The sequence below is a fragment of the Microbacterium sp. Bi121 genome (assembly GCF_918698005.1).
Taxonomy (GTDB): Bacteria; Actinomycetota; Actinomycetes; order Actinomycetales; family Microbacteriaceae; genus Microbacterium.
The window spans coordinates 13,313-36,371 of record NZ_CAKKLJ010000014.1 but is presented as its reverse complement, the minus strand read 5'-3'; the positions used below and the strand labels follow the sequence as shown (position 1 = coordinate 36,371).

At 64.9% G+C, this 23,059-nt stretch carries 21 protein-coding genes; 10 read left to right on the top strand and 11 right to left on the bottom strand.

The genetic code is table 11. The features are described from left to right. Positions 1-459: VanZ family protein (locus LQZ87_RS14900; protein WP_230104225.1), on the top strand; the 459-nt coding region annotated here is incomplete at its 5' end. On the opposite strand, the gene LQZ87_RS14895 is transcribed toward LQZ87_RS14900, so the two are convergent. The 8 genes from LQZ87_RS14895 to LQZ87_RS14860 all read right to left on the bottom strand — a co-directional run bounded on the left by LQZ87_RS14895 (position 376) and on the right by LQZ87_RS14860 (position 9,088). After that, the gene (locus LQZ87_RS14895; protein WP_230104224.1) at positions 376-1,029 is read right to left on the bottom strand and encodes a polysaccharide deacetylase family protein; all 654 of its coding nucleotides are present in this window, start codon (positions 1,027-1,029) and stop codon (positions 376-378) included. The genes LQZ87_RS14900 and LQZ87_RS14895 overlap by 84 nt on opposite strands. After that, positions 1,026-1,886 carry a glycosyltransferase gene (locus tag LQZ87_RS14890; protein WP_230104223.1) on the bottom strand — a complete coding sequence of 287 codons (861 nt, stop codon included), beginning with the start codon at positions 1,884-1,886 and terminating at the stop codon, positions 1,026-1,028. The genes LQZ87_RS14895 and LQZ87_RS14890 overlap by 4 nt, the downstream gene beginning before the upstream one ends. A 7-nt stretch (positions 1,887-1,893) precedes the next feature. Continuing rightward, entirely contained in the window at positions 1,894-2,937 is a 1,044-nt protein-coding gene (locus LQZ87_RS14885) for a hypothetical protein (protein ID WP_230104222.1), read from the bottom strand. Beyond that, positions 2,934-4,229: an MFS transporter gene (locus LQZ87_RS14880; RefSeq protein ID WP_230104221.1), complete on the bottom strand. Its 1,296-nt coding sequence runs from the start codon at positions 4,227-4,229 to the stop codon at positions 2,934-2,936. The genes LQZ87_RS14885 and LQZ87_RS14880 overlap by 4 nt, the downstream gene beginning before the upstream one ends. Before the next feature lie 3 nt (positions 4,230-4,232). Further along, positions 4,233-4,922, bottom strand: coding sequence for a hypothetical protein (locus LQZ87_RS14875; protein ID WP_230104220.1), 690 nt, complete (start codon positions 4,920-4,922; stop codon positions 4,233-4,235). 55 nt (positions 4,923-4,977) lie between these two features. Next, positions 4,978-6,459, bottom strand: a complete 1,482-nt coding sequence (locus LQZ87_RS14870; RefSeq protein WP_230104219.1) for a sugar transferase — start codon at positions 6,457-6,459, stop codon at positions 4,978-4,980. A gap of 390 nt (positions 6,460-6,849) precedes the next feature. Continuing rightward, entirely contained in the window at positions 6,850-8,304 is a 1,455-nt protein-coding gene (locus LQZ87_RS14865) for a hypothetical protein (protein WP_230104218.1), read from the bottom strand. A gap of 1 nt (position 8,305) precedes the next feature. After that, a complete protein-coding gene (locus LQZ87_RS14860; RefSeq protein WP_230104217.1) occupies positions 8,306-9,088 on the bottom strand; it encodes a glycosyltransferase family 2 protein in 783 nt (260 codons plus the stop codon). A gap of 61 nt (positions 9,089-9,149) precedes the next feature. Here LQZ87_RS14860 and LQZ87_RS14855 point away from each other — a divergent pair, with 61 nt between their 5' ends. After that, on the top strand, positions 9,150-9,608 hold the full coding sequence (locus tag LQZ87_RS14855; protein ID WP_230104216.1) for a GtrA family protein: 459 nt from the start codon (positions 9,150-9,152) through the stop codon (positions 9,606-9,608). A gap of 105 nt (positions 9,609-9,713) precedes the next feature. Here the strand turns inward: LQZ87_RS14855 and LQZ87_RS14850 are convergent, their stop codons facing one another. The 3 genes from LQZ87_RS14850 to LQZ87_RS14840 all read right to left on the bottom strand — a co-directional run bounded on the left by LQZ87_RS14850 (position 9,714) and on the right by LQZ87_RS14840 (position 13,461). Then, complete coding sequence (locus LQZ87_RS14850) at positions 9,714-10,448, bottom strand: NYN domain-containing protein (protein WP_230104215.1); 735 nt, start codon at positions 10,446-10,448, stop codon at positions 9,714-9,716. A 102-nt stretch (positions 10,449-10,550) separates the two neighbouring features. Then, a complete protein-coding gene (locus LQZ87_RS14845; protein WP_230104214.1) occupies positions 10,551-12,002 on the bottom strand; it encodes a polysaccharide biosynthesis tyrosine autokinase in 1,452 nt (483 codons plus the stop codon). A gap of 88 nt (positions 12,003-12,090) precedes the next feature. Further along, positions 12,091-13,461, bottom strand: a complete 1,371-nt coding sequence (locus LQZ87_RS14840) for a polysaccharide biosynthesis tyrosine autokinase (RefSeq protein WP_230104213.1) — start codon at positions 13,459-13,461, stop codon at positions 12,091-12,093. A 103-nt stretch (positions 13,462-13,564) separates the two neighbouring features. Between LQZ87_RS14840 and LQZ87_RS14835 the strand changes: the two genes are divergently transcribed. The 8 genes from LQZ87_RS14835 to LQZ87_RS14800 all read left to right on the top strand — a co-directional run bounded on the left by LQZ87_RS14835 (position 13,565) and on the right by LQZ87_RS14800 (position 23,058). After that, a complete protein-coding gene (locus LQZ87_RS14835; protein WP_230104212.1) occupies positions 13,565-14,641 on the top strand; it encodes a hypothetical protein in 1,077 nt (358 codons plus the stop codon). A 241-nt stretch (positions 14,642-14,882) separates the two neighbouring features. Beyond that, positions 14,883-16,697 (top strand): nucleoside-diphosphate sugar epimerase/dehydratase, encoded by a 1,815-nt coding sequence (locus tag LQZ87_RS14830; RefSeq protein ID WP_230104211.1) that lies wholly within the window; start codon positions 14,883-14,885, stop codon positions 16,695-16,697. 140 nt (positions 16,698-16,837) lie between these two features. Beyond that, positions 16,838-17,680, top strand: a complete 843-nt coding sequence (locus LQZ87_RS14825) for a UDP-phosphate glycosyltransferase (RefSeq protein WP_230104210.1) — start codon at positions 16,838-16,840, stop codon at positions 17,678-17,680. 8 nt (positions 17,681-17,688) lie between these two features. Beyond that, positions 17,689-18,630: an NAD-dependent epimerase/dehydratase family protein gene (locus LQZ87_RS14820; RefSeq protein ID WP_230104209.1), complete on the top strand. Its 942-nt coding sequence runs from the start codon at positions 17,689-17,691 to the stop codon at positions 18,628-18,630. 103 nt (positions 18,631-18,733) lie between these two features. Further along, positions 18,734-19,870, top strand: a complete 1,137-nt coding sequence (locus LQZ87_RS14815) for a glycosyltransferase family 4 protein (protein WP_230104227.1) — start codon at positions 18,734-18,736, stop codon at positions 19,868-19,870. An 85-nt stretch (positions 19,871-19,955) separates the two neighbouring features. Beyond that, positions 19,956-20,882, top strand: a complete 927-nt coding sequence (locus tag LQZ87_RS14810; RefSeq protein WP_230104208.1) for an NAD-dependent epimerase/dehydratase family protein — start codon at positions 19,956-19,958, stop codon at positions 20,880-20,882. An 81-nt stretch (positions 20,883-20,963) separates the two neighbouring features. Further along, complete coding sequence (locus LQZ87_RS14805) at positions 20,964-21,860, top strand: hypothetical protein (RefSeq protein ID WP_230104207.1); 897 nt, start codon at positions 20,964-20,966, stop codon at positions 21,858-21,860. 40 nt (positions 21,861-21,900) lie between these two features. After that, positions 21,901-23,058, top strand: a complete 1,158-nt coding sequence (locus tag LQZ87_RS14800) for an O-antigen ligase family protein (RefSeq protein ID WP_230104206.1) — start codon at positions 21,901-21,903, stop codon at positions 23,056-23,058. Position 23,059: the final 1 nt, after the last annotated feature.

The window sequence follows — 23,059 nt, the reverse complement described above, 5'->3', positions numbered from 1 at the left end:
AGACGGGGTTGGGTGCTCGGGGCGCTCGTCGTGTACGCGCTCGCCGCGGCGGCGATCCTCGTGCTCCCGGTGTCGTTCAGCGCCATCGTGCACGGCATCGCGGACTGGCTCGCCGGCACGTTCCGGCTTGACTGGTTCGGATCCGGCTGGGTCGAGTTCGTCGCCAACATCCTGCTGTTCGTCCCGGCGGGCTTCCTGCTGACGCTGCTGATCGGCCGCCCCGTTCTGGGCCTGCTGATCGCCGTCGTGCTCTCCGCGATGGTGGAACTCGTGCAGATCGTCATCCCGATGCGCGAACCGACTCTGCGGGATGTCATCGCGAACTCCTCCGGTGCACTGATCGGTGCGCTGGCCGCGTGGATGCTGCTCCGCCGGTCAGCGCATGCGCTTGACGAGACTCTTCCCCAGGCGGACGGCGCTGTCGATGCCCGGTCGGCCGTCGAGGATCTTGACCACTGAATCGACCGTGTCCGTCGCCGTGACGCTGTAGCGCGGCCGCAGCCAGGCTGTGTCGTTCGACGGGAAGCGATCGCTCGTGAAGACGGCCCGGTAGCCGGCATCCCGCAGTCGGCGCAGTGTCTTGCGGTCGTATCGTCCCAGGGGGAGCGCGGCGTGCCGGATGCTCATCCCCGACGCTTCTTCGAGCGCGAAACGCGCTTCGACGAACTCTCGGTGCGCATCGGCGGAGTCGAGCCCGCGCCAGGGCACGTGATCCCACCCGTGCGATCCGACCCGCATTCCCCACGCGTGCAGCTGTCGCAGGTCGTCGCGACCCAGGCTCAGCGGGTCGTCCAGCCGGCCGGCGAGGGCGAAGAACGTCGCACCCAGACCCCGTTCTATCAGCGCGGGGAGGGCGATGTCGGCATCCGACCGGTTGCCGTCGTCGAAGCTCAGCTCGACGTCGGTCCGGCCGCGGACACGATCGAGGATGCCGAGGAAGACGCCCTCGCTGATCCAATAGCGCGATTCGCCCGGTTCGCGCTCGTGGCGGATCGAGCCGATGCCGTGGAAGCAGAGGTGGATCGTCATGGCTGCACGCTCGCTGCGGTCTGGGACATGATCCTCGTGCTGGCGTCTTGACCCCAGCTGCGGTTCGATGTGCGCCGGGACCGGACGCCGGCGATGACAGTGATCGCGACGTAGGCCGCGGCCGATGGGGCGAGCGAGAGCTCCTTGAGCAGGACATCGCGCAGCCACGACCAGCGATCCGACGGCCGGACGCTGCCCGTGCCGCTCCGATCAGCGGTCGCCCGCCGCATCTGCGTGTTGCCCCGCCGCACTCGCACGAGCCGGTTCAGCAGATCGGCGGTCGTCCACGGCGCCTCCACGACGACTTCGACCTCTGGCACCTCGAACTTCTCCTCGGCGGCGAACTGCCCGTCGAGGAAGAGGTCGTCGGCGATCATGTCGGGGAAGACCCCGAAGCGCGCTCGACCCGCCTCGGAGAGGACGATCAAGCCTCGCCCGAACAGCCCGCTGCGGAACACCGGCAGGCGCTGATTGATCCGGAAGTACGCCTGCACCGCCCAGGGCCGCCCTGCGGTGTTGACCCGTCGGCGCGGCATCGTCGCCAGCACGCCGGCGTCATCGTCGAGAGCGGCGGCGAGGGCCGCGATGCCGCCGTGAGGCACGAGGATGTCGGCATCCAGATACACCCGCGGGAACGAGGTCGCGACCTCTTCCGCGGCGTTGAGCGCCCCGGCCTTCCCAGCCGCCGATCGCTCGACCACCGTCGTGTTCAGCGACCGGGCGAGCTCGGCGGTGGCATCAGTGCACCCGTTCGCGCTGACGACGATCTGCAGCGGTGTGCCTGTGCGATGAAGCGCCCCGAGGCACCGCTCGATGACGGACTCCTCGTTGTGCGCGGCGATGATCACACTGACCATGGCTTCCTCATCTCTCTTCTCCCGGCGACGCCGGCACCACGGCGGGTGACCACGCGTGTTCGATCAGGACTGTCGGGGTACCTGAACCGTCGGCGGGCAGCGACCACACATCGGAGTCGCCGGCGGTATTGTTCGGCATCCCGTAGAGCAGGGTGTCGTCGTCGAGCCAGGCGATCTGGTCGTCGACGCTGCGGGACTCGGCATCCAGCACCGTCACCGCGCCGGAGGCGATGTCGTAGATCGCCGGCGTCCAGTGCACGGTCGGGCCTGACCCGGACGTGACGCGCTTGAACGCGATGCGCGTGCCGTCGGGGGAGAGCGAGGGGCATTCCACGTTGTCGGCGAGCGCGGTCAACGTGCGTTCTGCGATGTCGCCGATGATGAGGTGCGTCTCGCCGGTGGTGGTCATGCCGACAGTGGCATAGAAGGTGTTGTCGTCGACGAAGGTCACGCCCCAGTAGTTGCGGTCGAGCGGTGCGCTCGGTGCTCCGTCGATGAGGAGCGTCCAGTCCTCGAGGCTGCCTAAGCTCTCGCCGTCGGCGGTGCTGTGGATCATCGTCTCGGTCGAGAATCCGATCGTCGCGTACGCGTGCCCGGTGACGAACGAGGTCGTGGCGACGAGCGAGCCGTCGGGCGAGAAGCGGGTGCGGCTGGGTATGCCGGGCAGTGCCCAGTCGAGCCGCTCCGTCGTGCCGGCCGCGTCGTACACACGCGCCCGGTAGTTGGGGGTGATGCCGCGCTCCGAGCGCAGGCACGAGATCGCATCGGCGGATGCCGCGACCCGGTCGCAGACGATGTCGAGCACCGTGCGCGCCCCGGCGGTGTCGGTGAGGGGAACAGCGGCGACATGGCCGTATCCCTGCCCGGATGCCGTGTTGCGGAACAGGATGCGGTCGCCCGCCGGCAGCTCGTCGGTCGTCGTGTCGGCGGCCGATGGCGCGTTCTGCCGCTGCTGGTATTCGGCCCAGGCGGAGACGCCGATGCCGACCGTGCCGCCGAGCGCGATCACCGAGACAACGGCGATCATGATCCACTTCGTGCGGGGCGTCATTGGCTCTGCTCCGCATCGGCCGACTCGACGGCATCGCGCGGGGCTGCGAGGTGCGCTCGCAGCAGCCAGGCGACCACCGGGACGGCGACGAGCAGCAGAGCTGCGACAGTGATCATCGCGACCTCGCGGCCGACGAGGAACCAGTAGATGCCGAAACCGGCTGCCGAGATGAAGCGACTGAGCGCCACGACGGTCTGCGCCGCGGCGATCCCGGTACCCCTGGCCTCAGGTGGCGTCAGCTGTGCGGCGAGTGCGGCGAGCACGCCGTCGGTCGCGGCGTAGAACGCGCCGAGCAGGGCGAGGCAGAGGATCGTGGCCGCGATGTCGGCCATCGGCACGATCGCGGCGAGGTACGCGCCGAGCAGGCCCACGTGGCCGTACACGAAGACGCGTGCGCGGCCGACGCGGTCGGCCAGCCGCCCGAGCGGGATCGCGAAGGCGAGGAAGGCGATGTTCGTGCCGACGTACATGAGCGGGAACCACTGCGCGGCGAAGTCGCCGCGCGCCTGCAGCACCAGGTAGATGAACCCGTCGCCGATGGTCAGCAGACCCAGGATGCCGGATGCCGCGAGCACGCGCCGCATCGGGCCCGAGGTGATCGAGCTCCAGTCGAACTTCGGCTTGGGCTCGCTCAACGACCCGCGGGAGCGCGACCGCACATTCGGGACGAACAGCCCGAGGATCGTCACGCCGACCACGGCGAAGCCGAGCGAGGCGACGAAGATCGTGCCGTAGCCGTCAGGGATCAGCAGCAGGATGAAGAACGCCAGCAGCGGTCCGATGGCGGCGCCGATGTTGTCGAGGGTCCGGTGCACGCCGAACGCTGCCCCGAGGTTCGCAGGTCTCGATGATGCGGTGATCACGGCATCCCGTGGCGCCGTTCGGATGCCCTTTCCGATGCGGTCTGCCGTGATCACCGCCGTCAGCGCTCCGAAGCCGGACGCGAACAGCAGCCCGACGCGGGCGACCGCGGCGAGGGCGTACCCGGTGAAGGCGACCCACTTGGGCTGGTCGAGCCGGTCGGACGTGTAGCCGCCGGCGATCCGGACCAGGGCGCTGATGCCCTGGTAGAACCCGTCGAGGAATCCGAACGCGATGGTCGACATGCCGAGGAACCCGGTGATGTAGAGGGGCAGGATCGCCGAGACCGACTCGGACGAGATGTCGGTGAGCATCGAGACGATGCCGAGGGTGACGACGGTCGATGAGACGGTGCGTCGCCCCGGCCGGCGCTTCTTGCCCTGGGTTTCTGTGTCCGCCTGCTTGGGCGTGTTCGTGAAGGAGATGTACACGGGTCACTCCGTCTTGAAGACGCCGAAGATCGTGTAGACGTTGCCGGTACCGGTCGACGTCACGCTGAGTGTGAGCGCTTCGAAGGCTCCGGCCATGGCGAGGGTGTCGGTGCCGCCGCCGCGCTCGACGAGGCCCAGGGCGCTCCACTGCTTGCGATAGTGCTCGCGGATCTTCGCCGGGTCGGTGCTGCTGGAGGCGACGAGGCTGACCTGCATGACGGTGCTCTCGGTGGCGATCGACGTCGAGACGACCTTCGAGTCGTCCATGGCGGTGGCGATGCGGGTCGGGAAGCCCGACACGATGCCGCCGTTGCGTGACGCCGGCGCGGGGAGAGGCGCCTTCACCAGCGGAACGGCGGCATCGAGCGGGGGCTCCTCGGGGGCAGGATCAGCGGGCGGTTGCGTGGCCATCTCCGACAGCGGCGGATGGCCAGTCCCGCTCTTCGGCGATTCGTCGGCTTCGTCGTTCGACGGCGGCACCTCCGATCCCGTCGTCGCTGTCGCTCCGGGCAGCGGCCCTGGTGTCGGTGCGACTTCGGCCGACGGAGTGGTCGAGACGCCTGTCGCGTCCGGCCGCCCCGCTCCGTTCCAGACCATGGCCGTCACGATGCCTCCGACGACCAGTACCCCGACCACGCCGATGGCGATCTTCATCGCCGGTGTCAGCGTGCGTTCTTCTGCTGTGTGTGTCATCCACCCGTCTCCCCTCGGGTCTTGATGCGTGTGCGCTGTCGGTGCGCCCGCGCCCTCAGTACGCCCCTCTCGGAGCGAACATGACTCTGGCCGTGCGCCACATGATCTGCAGATCCGTGATGACCGACCAGTTCTCGACGTAGCGCAGATCGAGGCGGATGCTCTCGTCCCAGCTCAGGTCGCTGCGCCCCGAGATCTGCCAGAGCCCGGTGATGCCGGGCTTGATGTAGAGGCGGCGTGAGACGGTGCCGTCGTAGTCGCTGACCTCGCTGGGCAGCGGCGGCCGCGGGCCGACGACGCTCATCTCGCCGGCGAGCACGTTCCAGAACTGGGGCAGCTCGTCGAACGACAGCTTGCGCAGGATCCGCCCGACGCGCGTGATGCGCGGGTCGTTCTTCATCTTGAACAGGAGGCCCGAGCCCTCATTCGCCGCTTTCAGCGCGGCGAGCCGCTGCTCGGCATCCGCATGCATGGAGCGGAACTTCACGATCTGGAAGGGCTTCCCATCCCGGCCCACGCGTTCTTGGAAGAAGAACACGGGGCCGGGAGAATCGAGCTTGATCAGCAGCGCGAGTACCGGCGTCAGCAAGATGATCGGCACGAGTGCGAGGGTCGATACGACGATGTCCAGGGCCCGCTTGAGCACGTGCTTTGCACCCTCGTAGGTCGGGATCTGCATCTTGATCATCGGCAGGCCGTCGACCGGTGTGAACGACAGCCGGGGACCGGCGACGTCGGCGAGGTGGTCGGTGAGGACGAGTTCGGATGCCGTGCCCTCGAGCTCCCAGCTGAGCCGCTTGATGAAGTCAGGGTCGCGTTCGGGGCGACCGGCGACGATGATCGTGTCGGCGTTCAGCGCGATGGCGACCTCGGCGACCGTGTTGAGGTTGCCGAGCACGGGGACGGTCGTGCGTCCGAGGTCCATCTCGCGGGCGTTGCCGTCGAGCAGCGTGGCGCCGACGATCTGGTAGCCGGCAGTGCCGATCGGCTCGAGGGCGCGCACGACGTACTCGACCTCATCGCGGTTCCCCACGACGAGGGTCTGCGACGTGAATCGGCCATGGCGACGCTGGATGCTCAACCAGCGCCGCCACGACCACCGACTCATCAGAAGGCCGAGCAGGCCCGTGGGGAGGGTGATGAGCACGGTGAGCCGCATCGAGTCCCAGTCGAGTAGAACGGCCAGAACCGCCATCAGTCCGATGGCGAGGCCGGAGGCATGCGCGATGCCCCGATACTCGGCGGTGCTCGAGCCGAACAGAGCCGTGAGGCTCGTGCGCATGGCGAGCAGCGTGGCGAACCACACCGTCGCCAACAGCGCAGCGCGCGTCACGACATCCACGGGCGGTTCACCCAGATGAAGCTGGATTCCGGAGGCGACGCCAGTGGCGATCGCGATCACGGCAGCATCCGTCAGGCCGAGGCGGACGCGGTGCGCCCGTTCCCAGTGCAGACGGTGCTCCAGCGTCGCCGAGACGCGCGGCATCGGAGCCGTGGTCGTCTCGACCCGTACGCGCGGAACGGACGCCGAAATCACGGCCGAGTCCTCGCGTGTCAGGCTCAGAGCGTTCTCCACGGACGTCATGTCCGTGCACCCCGAGCAGTGCATGCACGCATACCCCAGTGCGACATTGCTTCCCCAGTTTCATCCCCAGTAACCGTGATCCCACATCACGGCGCATCCGAACGTCACAACCCCTTGCGACGGTTGCAAGACACGTGATCCCACATCACGGTTGCTCGCATCGATCCCACTCGATGCTCACTGTCTTGCAGTTCGGATGCCGCTCACATTAGCCCAACCCGGCACGCGATGCCTAGACATTCGTCGGTTAATTCTCCGGATGACGTCACGAAGGGGAGAACCCCCGCGTCGGGCGGCTCCATGACGGGTGAAAACCCGATGCGCAGCAGGTTCGCTCCGTGGCTACTCCGCGGCGCAGATGCGGTAGCGACCGCTGTCGGCGAGGACGTCGGTCGTGCACTTCGCGCCGGTCAGGCGAGGGACGCCGTTCATGGCGGGCGCATCCCACAATCCCACGTGGGCTCCACTGAGCACGATCGGCGAGACGGCGGCGCCCCAGGGAGCGGCGGCCAGCCACTCGGCGTCGTTCTCGGCGACCCATTCGGCGAGCGGTTGGATGGCGTCCCGCTGCATGGCGAGGGTCTCCCAGCGCGCCGCAGTCGTCGCGACGACGACGTGCAGTACCGACCCGGCGCCGATTCCGAGTGCGAGAACGGATGCCGCCACCACCGCGACCACGCGCGTTCCGCGTCCGCGGAATAGCAGTCCGCAGGCCCAGACGGCGGCAGCCGCCAGGATCGGGAAGAACGCGAACACGCCGGGTGCGGGATGCCGCACCCACAGCGGCAGGTGAGATGCGGTGGCCCACCACCCGACGAACGCGAGCGCACCGACGAACGCCGGCCACACGTACAGCGACACGCTCTTCGCGGAGTCCGAGCCTCGAGCAACCCAGAGTCCGGCGGCGATCAGTCCGATCGACACCACGGCGAGCACGACAGCTGCCCACACCGGCAGCGACCACGAGTCGGCAAGCGTCGTCAACTTCGACACCACGGTCGTCGGCTCGCCGCCCTGCCCGCCGCTGCGGACGAACCACGCGAGTTCACGCAGGTGCCTCACGAATCCGGCCGGCCCGAGCGAGATCAGCGCGAACACCTCGACCAGGAACGTCGGCAGCGCCACGAACAGCAGCGGCACCCAGGATCGCTTGAGCAGAGTCTTGACTCGCTCACCGACCGTCGAAGCATCGGACGGCAGCAGCCACAGCGCCACCGCGAACGCGGGCAGCGCCAGCAGCGCGATGAGCTTCGCCTGAACAGCGAGCCCCACGAGCAGGCCGGCCAGCCAGGTGCGGCGGGGCAGGACGACCAGCGCCCACACGAGCAGCGCCGCCGCGGGGATCTCGCCGAGCAGATCCGCGGGGCCCTGAATGGGCGAGACGCCGACACCGGTCGTGAACGCGAGCGGCACGGCGACCGCGGCGAGTGCCGCCCAGCGCCCGCCGATTCGCCGCCCGAGCACGAAGAGTCCGGCCAGGAGCAGTGCCCAGTAGGCCAGCGGGATCAGGCGCCCGCCGATCACCGGGTCGATTCCGGTCGCCAGCATCGCAGCGACCGGAAGCAGCACGACCGGGCCGGTCGAGATCCGCGGATCGAACGGTGTCAGCGTCGAGCCCGAGAGCGCGCCGTCGCTCGTGTAGCCGAGGCCCGAGAGCAGGTTCAGCGGGACGGTGAGGTTGAACGCCTCGTCCTCCCAGAAGCGCCAGACGACCAGGCTGTTCCACGCGAGCACGAGGTGCCCGGCGAGCAGCGCCGCAGCCAGCACCCAGAACAGGGCAGAACGAAGCGTCTTCATGTCAATCGACAGGAACCGGGCGTCGGACGGAGCGCAGCGGCGCCGAGGGGCGCAGCGACTGCGTCCACGTCTCGCGGAGGGCGGCGATCGCGAACTGGCGCAGGCGCTTCGGGGGCAGGCGCAGACTGGCGGCGCGTCCCCACATCGTGCCGCTCTGCGACTCGCCGCGGCGGGGGATGCTGGTGACGCTCACGTAGCGCACGATGAAGTCCGCGCGAGCCTCGGCCAGCGAGAAGTGCACGTGGGGCACGGAGGCGTCGGCCGGCACGGCATCCACGAGCGCCCGCAGCGCTGCCGGTCGGTAGGCGCGCAGGGGAGTGTTGACGTCGGGGATGCGACGACCGGATGCCGCGGCGATCAGCAGTCCGACGCACGCCGTGAGCGCCTGCCGGTACCAGGGGTCGGTGCGTCCGCCGCGTACGCCGTGCACGACGTCGGCCGACGTCGACTCGATGGCGCGGATCACGCGGACGAAGTCCGTACCCAGGAATTGTCCGTCGCCGTCGACGTGCACGATGAGGTCGGCGTCTGATGCCAGCCCCAGGCGGTAGGCGGCAAGCGCAGTCGGCCCGTGGCCACGATTCGCTGGCTGGGTCTGCACCTCGACGTCGGACGTGTCGTCGAAGACGTGCGTCGTCTCGTCTGTGGATCGGTCGTCGGCGATGAAGAACGAGACGCGCTCGGCGAGCGGTGCGACGTGGTCGCGGATCTCGTCGATGAATCCTCGGATGCCCTCGGCCTCGTTGTAGGCGGGCATGACGATGGCGAGATGGGTGACGGTCACGGAATCCTCAGGCGCTGGTGGGTGCGCCGGTCGCAGCGCATGCACCTAGTACTCTAATGGAGTGAAGATCCCTGCCCGTTTGCGACGCCTGGCGGGTGTGGGAAGCCGGTTCCTCATCGTCGGTGCGATCAGCACCGTGATCGAGATCGCGGCGTTCAACCTCTTCGTCTTCGTGTTCGACTGGGATCCGGTCGTATCGAAGATCGTCGCCTCGCTGGTCGCTCTCGTGAACGCCTACATCGGCAATCGTGAGTGGGCGTTCCGCCACCGCGACCGCCGAGGACGGATCTCAGAGCTCGTGCTGTTCCTTGCGACGAACGGCGTCTGCACGCTGCTGGGCGCCGGCCTCGTCTGGCTCGGCGTCGAGGCGCTGGAGGCCATCGTCGGTCACGCGACCGGCGCGTTCGCCCTGAACGTCGTCAACCTGATCAGCATCGTGATCGTGGTGCTCTTCCGCTTCGTGCTCTACCACAAGGTCGTCTTCCGCCCGTCGAAGCCGCCGGCTGACAACGCTCCCTGAGCCCGTCGAAGGGGCGGCGCCAGCCAGGGCAAGCAAGAAAAAACTCGGCCCCAGAGGGACCGAGTGGTATTGACCAAACATAGCACGCTCCCGGATCCGGCGGAATCACCAGCCAGTTGGTCGGGACAGCTTGCCCACGATAACGGGCAACTGTGACGAGGTAATCTGTGCGGTCGTCAGCTGATGCCACCAGTGGTCTCCCACCCCGTCGGTGGACTTCCCAGCGAGCGCACCCGCGAGATAACTGCGCGTTGGATTGACCGTACCGACGGGGACACGTTCCCGAGCTTGGCGAATCGGAAACTCCAGGTCGCTGTCATTGCTGATCACAATCGCCGCGTCCACGCGCTTCTCGAGGACATCAAGCAAGAGATGGGATGCGACGTTCACGTCAGACCCCTTCTCCTCACGCCGTGCGACCGAGGCCATGAAGGTTGCCTGCGGGCTGTCATCTCCGTTTGAATCACGCACCATGAGCGGCCAACTCGGAGTGGTAAGAACAGGTCGCTGTTTCTTGTCCGCCGTCGCAAGAGGAGCTGTGGCCACACGCGAGACATACGTGCCCATCTCCATCACATCCACCGAGCTATGTCCCTTGAGCGCTCGGAGATAGACATCCTGATCGTGCTGACCCGACTGGTTTCCGGCGCCTTTGATGCGAGCTGTGCAGTAGACGACGCGAGAAATCGATGAGTCCGCCCAGTGGGCACCGGGTCCTGTCAGTAGCGTCGCCGGCAGTTCGCGAAGATCGAGCCAACGCCATCCGGCAACTCCGCGTCCGCAGAGGCCTCGTGCACCGTAGTAGAGGTTGAAGCCGTCGATGTATACGCCCACTCGCATGCCTGACACCCTAACGGCACGCTCAGACAGGTGAGCTCCAAATCACGAGTCGCGTTCGCGTACCGCCGCCGCGGTATTCGGAACGGAAGCTACGTGAAGCCCCTACGCCCCGACCTTCGTCCGCGCTCGCCGCGCCCGCTTCGGCTTAGCCTGCGCCGCCGTCAGCTCAGTGGGTGCCTGTTCCAGCGTGTGCGTCGAGCCGTACGTGTACGACCCGTAACCGTAGCTGTCCGGGCCCTTGGTCGGCAGCATCGTCACGACGACGCCGAGCAGGTTCACGCCCGCGGTCTCGAGCGTGCGGATCGCGCCGGCGAGCTCGGGCTTCTTCGTCTTGCCCGACGCTGCGGCGAGGATGATGCCGCGGGTCTTCTTGCCGACGACGGCAGCGTCGGTGACGAGCAGCAGCGGGGGAGCATCGATGAGGATGTAGTCGAAGTATTCCTCGAGCGGCTTGAGCACCCGATCCATCGCCGACGAACCGAGCAGCTCGCTGGGGTTCGGGGGAATCGGTCCGCTCGGCAGCACGAAGAGCTCGTTCTTGCCCCACTTCTGCAGTGCGTCGGCGACGTCGATCTGGCCGATGAGCACGTTGGTGAGTCCGACGCCGCCCTCGATGCCCATATAGTCTGCGACGCGCGGCAGACGCAGATCGCCATCGATCAGGGCCACGCGAGCGCCGGTCTCCGCCAGGGCGATGGCGAGGTTCGCCGTCGTGGTCGACTTTCCTTCACCGGGTCCAGCGCTCGAGACGACGAAGGTTCGAGACGTGGAGTCGACCTCGAGGAACTGCAGGTTCGTTCGCAGCGTGCGGAAGGACTCGGCGCGCGGGCTGCGCGGGTCGGCGTGCACGATGAGCGGGCGCTTCTTCGCCTCGGGGTCGTACGCCACACCGCCAAGCATCGGGCGGTCGGTGATCGTTTCAAGATCGTGGAGGGTGTGGATGCGGGTGTCGAGAACGCTGCGCAGCACGGCGAAGGCGATGCCGGCGGCGAGCCCGAGGAGCCCGCCGAGGATGATAAGCAGCGGCACGTTCGGGCTCGACGGCTTCGTCGGCTCGGCAGCCGGGTCGGTGACAGTGATCTGCACGGGGCTGGCTCCGCCCTCGGCATCGGGACGCTCGAGCTGAGTCTGCACCACGTTCGCGAAGCTCACCGCGGTCGCGTCGGCGATCTTCGCCGCCTGCTTCGGGTCCGTGTCGGTGACGGTGATGTCGATGAGAACCGTGTTCAGCGGCGTCGTGGCCGAGACACGCGACGAGAGCGCCTGCGCCGAGACGTCGAGTCCGAGCTCTTCCACCACGGGCTCGAGCACGAGGGCGGTGCCGACGACGTCGACGTAGCTGGTGACGATCTGACGCGCGAAGGTGGTGCCCTGCACGAGATCGCCGGTGGCGGCTCCCTCGGTGCGTACGGACACGTACAGCTGCGTGGATGCCACGTACTTCGGTGCCTGCATCGAGGCGTAGGCCGCGCCCCCGGCGAGGCCGACGATCAGCAGCACAAGGATGACGATCCAGTTCTTGTGCAGGATGCGTATGTAGTCGCGAAGCTCCACGCGTTCGATTCCCTCGGTTGTTCGTTGACGCCGCTGCGCGACGCCGTGTCGGTCTACAGGTTACCCGGATGCCGCGATCGGCCCGGTTTCAGCCGCTCACCGGCTCATAAGAGCCGTAAACGCCGTATGCGGTCTTGTCGACGCCCTTGGTCGGCAGCATGGTCACGACGACGCCGAGCGCCTTCGCTCCGACACTCTCGATGCTGCTGACGGCATCCGTCAGGCGGGGCGTGTGTGTCTTGCCCGCGGCGGCGACCAGGATCGCTCCGTCCGCCTGGCGGGAGAGCACTGCAGCGTCCGTCACCAGGCCCACGGGAGGCGCGTCGATGATGATGATGTCGAACGCCTGCTTCAGTTCTGCGATCAGGTTTGTCATCGCCGCCGAGCCGAGCAGTTCGGCCGGGTTGGGCGGAATCATGCCTGACGGGAGCACGAAGAGCGCACCCCGGCCCCAGCGCTGCATGGCATCGCTCGCCGCGACGCGGCCGATCAGCACTTCAGTGAGCCCGATTCCGCCCTCGATCGCGAAGTATTCGGCCACTCGTGGCAGGCGTAGGTCGGCGTCGAGGAGGGCGACGCGCGAGCCTGTCTCGGCGAACGCGATAGCGAGGTTGGCAGCGGTCGTGGACTTGCCTTCACCAGGCCCGGCGCTCGTGATCACGAATGCTGCCGGGTCGCCGCCGACCGCGAGGAATGTCACGTTCGTGCGAAGCGCCCGGAACGCCTCGCTGCGCCGGTCGCGCGGATCTGCCGCGATGGCCAGGGGATGCTCCCGCGCGTGCGGGTCGAGTGCGATGCCACCGAGGATCGGGATCGTGACGGCGCGCTCGACGTCCTCGATCGAGCGGATGCGGTTGTCCAGCACAGCGCGCAGGGCGGCGGCGCCAACCCCGGCGGCGAGCCCGAGCAGTGCGCCGAGCGTCACGATCAGCGGAATGTTCGGCGCTGCGGGCGTGACGGGCACCTGTGCGGCCTCGAGCGTGTCGATGCGCACGATGCTTGGCCGGGTGTCGATCGGTCGCTCGAGATGCTCCGCGACGACGGTGGTGAAGCTGTCTCCGACGGCGTTGGCGATACGGGCGGCCTGGCCGGGGTTCGCATCCGTGACCGTCAACGTGATCGCCGTGCTGGAGGTGGCTGCGGAGGCGCTGATCTGTGATGCCAGTGCGTCAGCGGTGGTGTCGAGCGCCAGATCATCGATCACCGGCTGCAGCACGAGGGAGCTGGAGATGATCGCGACGTAACTGCTTGCCGCCTGCTGAGCGTAGGTGCGGGCCAGGTTCAACTCTGCTGGCGTCGCGCTGCTGGTCTGCGCAGAGATGAAGAGCTCGGTCGAGGCGGAGTACCGAGTCGGGGTGGTGATGGCTGTAACCGCACCGATCGAGAGGCCGATCACGAAGAGCGAGACAACGAGGACGAGATTCCTTCGCAGAACGCGCAGGTAATCCTGGATGGTCATCGCTCTCCCGATGGTCGAATGCTGGTCGGCGACGGCCGAGTATCCTAAATGACACTAGTACCCCGCCGCGCGACTCGTGGCCCGCACGCACGGAGAGCTGAGAATGACGCCGGATACATCGAAGCTGGATACTCTCGTCGGTCCGCGACGACGAGCTGAGCCGGTTGTCCACGACGGACGCGACGTCGTTCGGCTGAAGGCGCTCGTGAACTCGGCAGCGGTGAACAGCTCGCCGACGCTGACATCGCCACGGTTCGTCAAGAACGCGAAGGCACGCAAGTCTCGCGGCTACCGCCGCATCGACTGGCTGAACGTCGGTGCGGCTGCGATCGCGATCGTGGTCGCCGTCGGAACGGCCACGTTCACCGGTGTGCAGATGGCGAGTGCGAGCCCGACGGCTGGTGCAGTGCAGATCCTCACGAGCGATGAGGCAGCGTTGGCTGGCGCAGAACAGGGCGTCATGGCGTCCATCGAGCGCCTGGACGAGACGATCCAGAAGGGCATCACGGAAGCCGCGGCGCTACGGAAGACGCTCGTGTCGCTTCAAGAGACGGACGAGCAGCCGGGCACCGCCGACTCCGACTCGCTCAACGCAGCGATCGCAGCGGTCGATGTGTATGAGAAGTCGCTCAGCGAGATCGTCCTCCCGGCGGCGCCGAAACCATATGTGCGCGGAGATGTCGACAAGAATTCACTTCAGAGCGTCGGCGACGCCATCGACCGAGTGCAGGAATCGTCTGAGGTGGTGGATTCTGGCGCCGAAGAGGTCCGCACGGCGCGAGCGAGCGTTGATGGACTGGGTACGACATTCACGACCGCACTCGCGACGTTCGCTTCGTCATTCGCCGCGCACGCCCAAGCTGAGGTCGAGAACTACCCTGTCGCGGAGCAGGAGTTCCGCGACGCGGTGGCGGCCGCTGCGGCGGTGGTCGGGAGCGCGCAGCTGAATACCTCAGCCGGACAGAATGCTCTCGCTGCGTATCGCGACGCCGTGATCGCGCTGCACGATGATGATTACCGCGCCCGGGTCGAAGAAGAGGCTGCCCGAGACAACCAACAGAACAACAATTGGACTCCGCCAGCGACCGAGGAGCCGGTGGATCCTGGAGCCACGGAGCCGCCTGTCGAGCAGCCTCCGGTTGAGGACGCGCCGCCCGCGGATGATGAGCCGCTTCTCTAACACCCGCCCACCCGTTCGCGGAGCCTGTCGAAGCGCACCGACCCGGCGACAGAGCCTGTCGAAGTGACCGGCGCGGTACACAGGACTCCCGCTTGGCTGTTGTACCTTGTCCACAATCGACCGGACGGTGTGCCACCATTGATTTGTGTGTCGGGCTTTCAATGCTGGCGCATAGAAGCATCTGTTACTGCTGGGGGGAAATCGGGTGGAACCGAGCGCAAGCACGGGATCAATTCCAATAGTGTCGGTCGCGCAGCGGCGCAGGCGCTTCGCAGCTGCCGTCGTCGACAGCCTGGCCTGGGTGATCGGCATCTTCGCCGCTCTCGCGCTCCGATTCGAGTACGACCCAACGCTCCGAGGTTGGACGGCGACGCTCGTCCTCGCCCTCGTCGCCGCCGGATTACAGGTGATCGTCGGCTATTATTTCGCGTTCTACCGGGGTCGGTACACGTACGGATCATTCGAAGAAGTGCGGATGCTTGGGCTTGCAGTGCTGCTGCAGGCAATCGTCCTTTCAACGCTGGTGATGTCGTTCGGCCCTATATTCGGCGTGCCGCGCGGCACAGTGATTCTGGCGTTCCCGTTCGTGCTGTTGATGATGTTCGGCGTGCGTTACCTGGCGCGCCTGATGCTCGAGCGGACGCGTAAGCCTGGGGACCAGGCGAAGCCAGCGCTGATTGTCGGTGCCGGCTATCTCGGCAGCACGCTGGTGCACAACCTGATCACAGACCCGGCGTCACCGTTCCGTCCAGTGGGCATCCTCGACGATGACCCGGCGAAGAAGAACCTGCGCTTGCGCGGCGTTCCGGTGATCGGACGCACGAAGAAGATCGCCGAGGCCGCTGAGAAGACAGGAGCCAGCGCTCTGATCATCGCGATCGGTCAGGCCGACAGCACGCTGCTTCGGCGCCTCACCGACGAGGCAGCGAAGGCCGGTCTCACTGTCTCAGTGACACCGACATTGTCAAGCTTGCTCAGCGGTGAAAAGTCTGCTGCGGACCTTCGTGACATCAGCATCGAGGACCTGATTGGTCGGCATCCTGTGGACACCAATGTCGAGCTGATCGCGGGCTACGTCACTGGGCGCCGGGTGCTCGTGACCGGTGCAGGCGGCTCGATCGGATCGGAGTTGTGCCGTCAGCTGGCCAAGTACGGCCCGAGTGAGTTGATCATGCTCGACCGTGACGAGACTGGCCTGCAGCTTGCGCAGTTGGGTACCGCCGGTCACGGGTTGCTCGATTCCAAGGATGTGGTTCTCGCCGATATCCGTGAAGACGCGACTCTCAGCGAGATCTTTGCCGATCGACGGCCAGAGGTCGTCTTCCACGCCGCCGCGCTGAAGCACCTTCCCATGCTCGAGCAGTACCCGAACGAGGCATGGAAGACGAACGTGCTTGGCACGCTCAACGTGTTGCAAGCCGCGCGCAGCGTCGGCGTCGATACGTTCGTGAACATCTCGACGGACAAGGCAGCGAATCCAACGAGCGTTCTCGGTCATTCGAAGCGCGTCGCTGAGAAGCTGACGGCGTGGGCAGCTGACGAGACCGGCATGCGCTACCTGTCCGTTCGATTCGGCAACGTTATCGGCAGCCGGGGGTCGATGCTTCCCACCTTCCAGTCTCTGATTGAGTCGGGAGGGCCGCTCACGGTCACTCACCCGGACGTCACTCGCTACTTCATGACGATTCCTGAGGCGTGCCAGCTCGTGATCCAGGCCGGCGGAATCGGTCGACCTGGGGAGATCCTAATCCTCGATATGGGGGAGCCGGTCTCGATCCTCGAGGTGGCCAAGCGCATGATTGCGATGAGCGGCAAGAACATCGAGATCGTGTTCACCGGCCTCCGTCATGGAGAGAAGCTGCACGAAGTGCTCGTCGGCAACCGTGAAGACCTCGAACGGCCGTTCCATCCGAAGGTCTCACACACTCGCGCCGACTCAATCTCGCCGGAGCGTCTGGACAAACAGGGCTGGATGGACCGGATGTTCGCCAGCCCGCGCAACAACGCAACCACGATCATCGAGCGCCTCAACGTCACTTCTGCGGAAGTTGAGTGATGGCGATGTTTGTCAGCGCAGTCGCGTGCGCGGTAGCGGCGGGGCTGAGCCCGCTATTGCTTCGACCTATACTGCAGCGGTCAGGTGTGCTCGACGTTCCCAACGCGCGGTCGTCGCATGCAAAGCCGAAGCTCCGTGGCATGGGCATCGCCACCAGCATTGGGATGCTCATCGGTACGATCCTTGCGCCGACCTACCTGCCGCTGTGGCTGGTTGTCGGAGTTAGCGTAGGGATGGCGATACTTGGCTTCGTGGATGACGTGCGGAGTCTCTCGGCTCGGGTGCGCTTCGTGCTGCAGTTCGTGTTCGGTCTGCTCTTCGGCGCCGCGAGCGCGGTGGCATTCGACATTCCCTGGTGGACCGTTCCCCTCGTCGCGGCGCTTTTCGCCGCATTCGTGAACATGGCAAACTTCATGGACGGTGCGAACGGGATTTCATCACTCTTCGGCGCGGTCGCCGGAACCGCGTTTGCTGTGATCGGCATCGCCACCGATCGTGAGTGGCTTTCAGTCGCTGGCGCGCTCATCGGCATCGCATTCCTGCTTTTTCTGCCCTGGAACGTCCTTGGCGCGGGCATGTTCCTGGGAGATTGTGGCAGCTATCTTCTCGGCTCGAGCGTCGCAACCACGTCGATCGCAGCCATCGCGAGCGGCGTACCGTGGCCCACTGCGCTCGCTCCGATGGCTGTGTACGCGACTGACACGTCTTCGACCATCGTCGCTAGGTTGATCCGTGGTGAGAGGTGGTGGGAGGCCCACCGACAGCACGTGTATCAGCGGCTCATCGACTCGGGATCGTCGCATCTCAGTGTCGCTTTGCTGCTCGCCTTGTTCGTGGCGTTCGCGTCCACCGGGGGCATGTTGGCACTGATTGACTTGCCCGGCGCGACCGCAATCGCGGCCGGCGCGGTCATCGCCGTGTGTGCGGCCTACATGCTGGTTTCTCGGCGTGTAATCAGTCTGAGACGAAAGGTGAGCACGTGAGGATACACGTGACCGGTGCTACCGGATTCGTTGGGCGGCACTTCATCGCAGAGGCCACGCGCCGTGGCCATGAAGTCGTCGCGCTTGTGCGTAAGATCGACCCGACAGTGACGGATATGCGCCAGATCGAGGTCGGGGATATCGCTGACCGAAACGACTGGTCCGAGGCCGTCGAAGGCGCTGATTCGGTCGTCCACCTGGCTGCGCGGGTCCACGTGATGCACGAACAGTCCGGTGACCTCGACTCCGTGTACGGGCGGGTCAACGTGGAGCCGACTATCGGCCTTGCCCGCGCAGCCGCGGATGCCGGTGTTCAGCGTTTCGTTTTCATGAGCTCTATCAAGGTCAATGGCGAACGTACGACGGGCGAGCCGTTCTCGAACGCCTCGAAGCCGTCGCCAGTCGACCCATACGGTCGATCGAAACTCTTGGCCGAGGAAGGGCTCGCTGAGGTCGCGACCCGAAGCCGTATGTCGGTCGCGATCCTGCGTCCGACAGTCGTCTACGGACCCGGCGTGGGTGGAAATATTCGACGAATCGGTGGTGCCGTGCGACGCGGCATTCCGCTCCCTATCGGATCGATTCTCAACGCACGGACGATGGTCTCGGTGGACAACCTCGTGACGGGTACCCTCGCATCCCTTGAGGCGGAGTTTGACGGATCTCGCGTCTTCCTCCTGGGCGATCCCACACCGCTTTCGACGCGTCAGCTTGCGGAGTATCTCGCCGAGGGCCTTGGGACGAGTGCGCGGCTGTGGCCAGTCCCGGTCGGCGTCCTCACGTTCGGTGCACGACTGCTTGGGCGGGGAGCCGACGTAGCACGGCTCGTTGAGGACCTCGTAGTGCGACCTGACTGGGGTGCGCTGGGTTTGTCAAGTGAGCGCCTGCGCTCCACGAGGAGCACCATCATTGAACTCGGGCATTCACTAAGCCAGCGGGGAGAGGTCTGACGGGTATGCGGATAAAGGTAACAAGGGTTGCCACGACGGCCAGCGGTCTCTGCAACGATCGAGGCGCCGAACGATGAACCGCCGACGGCGAGTGCTCTTGGCTGTGACGATCGATGATTCACTGCAGTTTCTTCGCGGATTCCCTCAGTACCTAGTGAACCGGGGCTGGGAAGTGCACGTCGTAAGTACGCCCGGAAAGCGGCTTGCTGAATTGTCGGAGATCGAGGGCGTAGTCACGCATGGCATCAAGATGGATCGAACACCTAATCCATTGCGTGACATTTTCAGTTTTTGCAGGTGGCTCTTGGTCATTGCTAGCGTGCGACCAGACGTAGTCTCTGTCGGCACCCCGAAGGCTGGCTTGCTCGGATCGCTTGCCGCTTGGATGCTTCGTGTGCCCGCGCGGGTGTACCTGTTGAGGGGACTGCGCCTCGAGACCAGCGCGGGGCTCCGGAAGCAGCTTCTGGTGTTCGCGGAGAGAATGACGATGGCATGCGCGTCCACCGTGGTGTCGGTCAGCGACAGCTTGCGAGAGCTCGCGATTGAGATGCGGCTGGCACCTAGTGACAAGATTGCGGTGCTCGGTAGGGGAAGTTCGAACGGTGTCGATGTCGAAGTATTTCGGCCAGACCGGATCAAGAACGGGGACCGAGCCGCGATCGCAAGTCGTCTTGGGATGGATCTGAACGTCCCGGTCGTCGGGTTCGTGGGGCGATTAACCCGAGACAAGGGACTACATGTTCTTGGCGATGCTATGTCAGCGTTAGAACGAAGAGGAGTGAACGCTCAGGTGCTCGTTCTGGGGGGCGTTGATGATGAATCTGGCGCCAACGGCGTAGCCCAACTCAGAAAGTCGTGCAGGAACATCGTGACGACCGGACACGTTTTGCAGCCGGCTGACTATTACTCCCTCATGACGCTACTTTGTCTGCCGAGTTACCGGGAAGGATTCGTAAACGTCGTTCTTGAGGCATCGGCCTCAGGCATTCCGGTTGTGACCTCTGATGCGACAGGGGTGCGTGACGCTGTCATCGACGGTGTCACTGGCCTGACATCGCCGGTCGCGGATGCAGACTCGCTTGCGGACAATCTGGCGCGCGTTCTACTCGACCCCACACTTGCGGGAAGCTTAGGCGCCAACGGGCGCAAGTGGGTTGTCGACAACTTCAGTCGCGAACGAGTCCAGGACAGCTACGCGAATCATCTCGAAGCACAGCTTGGTCAAGAACATGCCCAGTGATCGGCACCCCAGTGTTCAGTGATCGGACGCTTGCCACGCACGACTCGCTGTGCGATCTAACTCGCAGGAAAAGGAGCGCGAATTTATGAAGGTCCTCGTCACAGGTGGTGCCGGTTTTATCGGCGCAAACTTTATTGCGCATTGCCGGAAAATCACGCCTGACTGGGAGATGGTCGCGTTTGATGACCTCAGCACTGGAAGTCGAGATAATCTTGCCGGGTTGGGGGTCAAGTTGATCATCGCGAGCGTCGCGGACGTCACCGCAATCGAGAAGGCAGCCGAAGGAGCCGATGCGATTGTGCACCTAGGCGCTCTTGGCAGCGTTCCCCGTTCAGTCAAGGACCCCGTCGCAAGTCACGTCGCGAATCTGACAGGAACGCTGAACGTGCTCGAGGCTGCGCGGAAGAATCGCGCTTATGTGACCTTTGCCTCCTCGAGCTCGGTTTACGGAGCAAACACAAGCCTGCCTAAGTCCGAGTTCGATTGGACCCGGCCGATGAGTCCTTATGCCGTAACCAAACTTGGTGCAGAAGCATACGTGCTTGCGTATCAACGCTCGTACGAGCTTCCGACGTTGGCGTTCCGATTCTTCAACGTCTACGGTCCGCTTCAAGCGGCGGGTCACGTGTACGCCGCAGTCATACCGAGATTCTTGGACGCGTCGCTGAACGGCCGCTCACTCGTGGTTCATGGAGATGGTCAACAGTCTCGTGACTTCACCTACGTCGAGACCGTTACAGCAGCCTTGCACTCGGCAGTTTCGCGAAGATTGGTCGATCCTGACCCGGTGAACCTAGCATTCGGAACGAGAACGACGCTGATCGAACTGATTGAACAAATTCGCTCGGTGGTCGGTGCAGAGGTAACCGTTGAGCACGTCGAGGGTCGACTAGGCGACGTCCGCGCTTCTCAGGCTGATGGCATCCGTATGCGCGCGCTCTTCCCCGACGTTCAACCGAAGACGCTGGATGAAGGATTGCGCGAGACCGTCGCTTGGTTCCGTTCAGCATGAGCTTGCGGTGCCTCAAATCCCAGATGCACCCCGGTTATGCTCGGGGCCAGAGAGCGAAAGCGTGAACACTGTGAGGACATCTTGAACGAGAACACTGAGTCGATCGAGCAACGAATCCACGTGGCGATTCCGACGCTCTCGACCACGCGCGCGAGCCAGGTAATGAATTTATCCAGATCCGCGAAGAGCTCGGGACTCAGCATGGCTGTGTTTGCAAACGGCCTCTCCGCTTTTGAGACTCTGGAGGATACGAGCGTCGACGTCACAACGGCTGGGAACAACCTCGGCTTCGCAGGTGCCGTCAACCGGGCAGTGGAGCAACGGCCCGAGTCATGCGAGTGGATTCTTATAATGAATGACGATGTCGAGATCGATGATTTTGGGATCGTAGTGGATGCTCTTTCTTCTCTTCCTGAGGCAGACTTTGTCTCCTTTGGCGATGAGCCCCTTCACCGAATTCCGCGTCGTCGGGAGGTCTTTTTTTCTGTTTCGATGCTTAGCGGGTTGAGGCGTCGGCGTAGCAACACTCGATTCGTGGGTGAATCGCCGGCCGATCACTACGCACCGTTTAGCGCAGTTGCGGTCCGGGTTTCGGTGTGGGAAGCACTGGGCGGGTTGGACGAACGCTATCCCTTCTCTTTCGAGGACGCGGATTTTGGGCGTCGCGCGCGTGATGCAGGATACAAGCGCATCGCCCTAAGCGACCGCGGCGTGAAGCATCTCCGGGGCGTCACTGGCCGAGCCAATGTTGCGACCGTCTTGCCGGCTGCGGTCTGGGGTGCTTATATGTACCTTCTCAAGTGGGGAACGAGTCGACTGTCGGCCATGGTGCTGTGTCAGGGATCTCTTGTCCTCCGGGTGCCGCTTGTCGTCTTCTCTCGAAGCCCAAAGAGGCAGCACTTGGTTGGCATTCTGCGCGCCATGCGTGCGTTGGCCACTAACAAACGTCCAACGTTGCCAAATTATGACGCATTCTGAAGCGAGAAACCGAGTAGCACCAGGAAGTGTCACGCTCTTCTTGGCGGGGCTGACCTTTGCTTTGGCCTCGATCGGTCCGACGATCGTAGTCTTTGAAGCGTATTTCACGCCGAGTCAAATTAGCGCTGCTCTGCTCCTGATTCATGTGGGGGTAGCAACGGCCGTACGCCGTGCACCGTCGGCACCGCGCGCGGCTGCTGCGCTGTTGCTATGCGCGGCCCTCCTTGGAGTTGGTGTGGCGAGTGCTCCTCACTTGAATTCCGCCGCCATGGCGTTTCTGAACTTCATTAGCGGCACGATCACTGCCGTAGTGATCGGAGTTCAAGCTGCCGGCGCGCGAACGGTGCGCCTAAACGCCATCGATATTGGACTCGTTACATTCGTAGCGATCAGCGCCGCCCAGAACTTTGCTGGGACCGACGAGGCATCGACCGCCGCTGAGGTTCACGCGACTCTGTTGGTTGCCTGGGGCGGCTCCAACTACGTTGGTGCGGTCCTCGTGATCGTCGGATACTGGCTTCTCGCACGAGCGATGGAGATCGAACGCGGACGTTGGGTTCTGCTTCTTGCAATTGTCGCGTCATTCGTCACGGCAGTTTCAACGCTGTCGCGCGGAACCATCGTCGCTCTATCGGTGGGATTGCTGGTCGCTACGTGGAACTCCGGGGGTAGTCGATTCACCCGAGTTGTCAGTCGCCTCGGGGTTCTCGTGGTACCAGTCGTTGGACTTTGGCTGATGAACATCGTTGTCGGGGAACGGTTCGAGAATACGAGCGCCGATCCTGCGTACAACATTGATGCGCGGTGGGGACTTTACCGTCTCGCATGGGACGAGTTCCTGCGGTCGCCGTTGTTCGGCACCGGCTGGACAGGGCTGCGTGAGGTATCGCCCGCGCTGCTGGGTAGCCCTATTACGTTCGCCCACAATTGGTACTTTTCCGCGCTTCAAATCGCTGGGCTTTTTGCGCTGCCGATGCTGATTGTGTTTACGTGGCTAACGTTGCGCGGAGTCATTGGCGCAGGCGTCTACGGTGCGCCGGTTGCCGCTGCCTTCACCGCTGCCATGATCGAACCTGTCATGGAAGGCTACGTGGGAGCGCTCGTCATCGTTTCTGTCTTGGTTATATCATCCCGTGTGCGCGACGACAGGCAGGCAGAGAAAAGCGTTGCCGTGCGCCTATCGTCGTCGCCAACGTGAT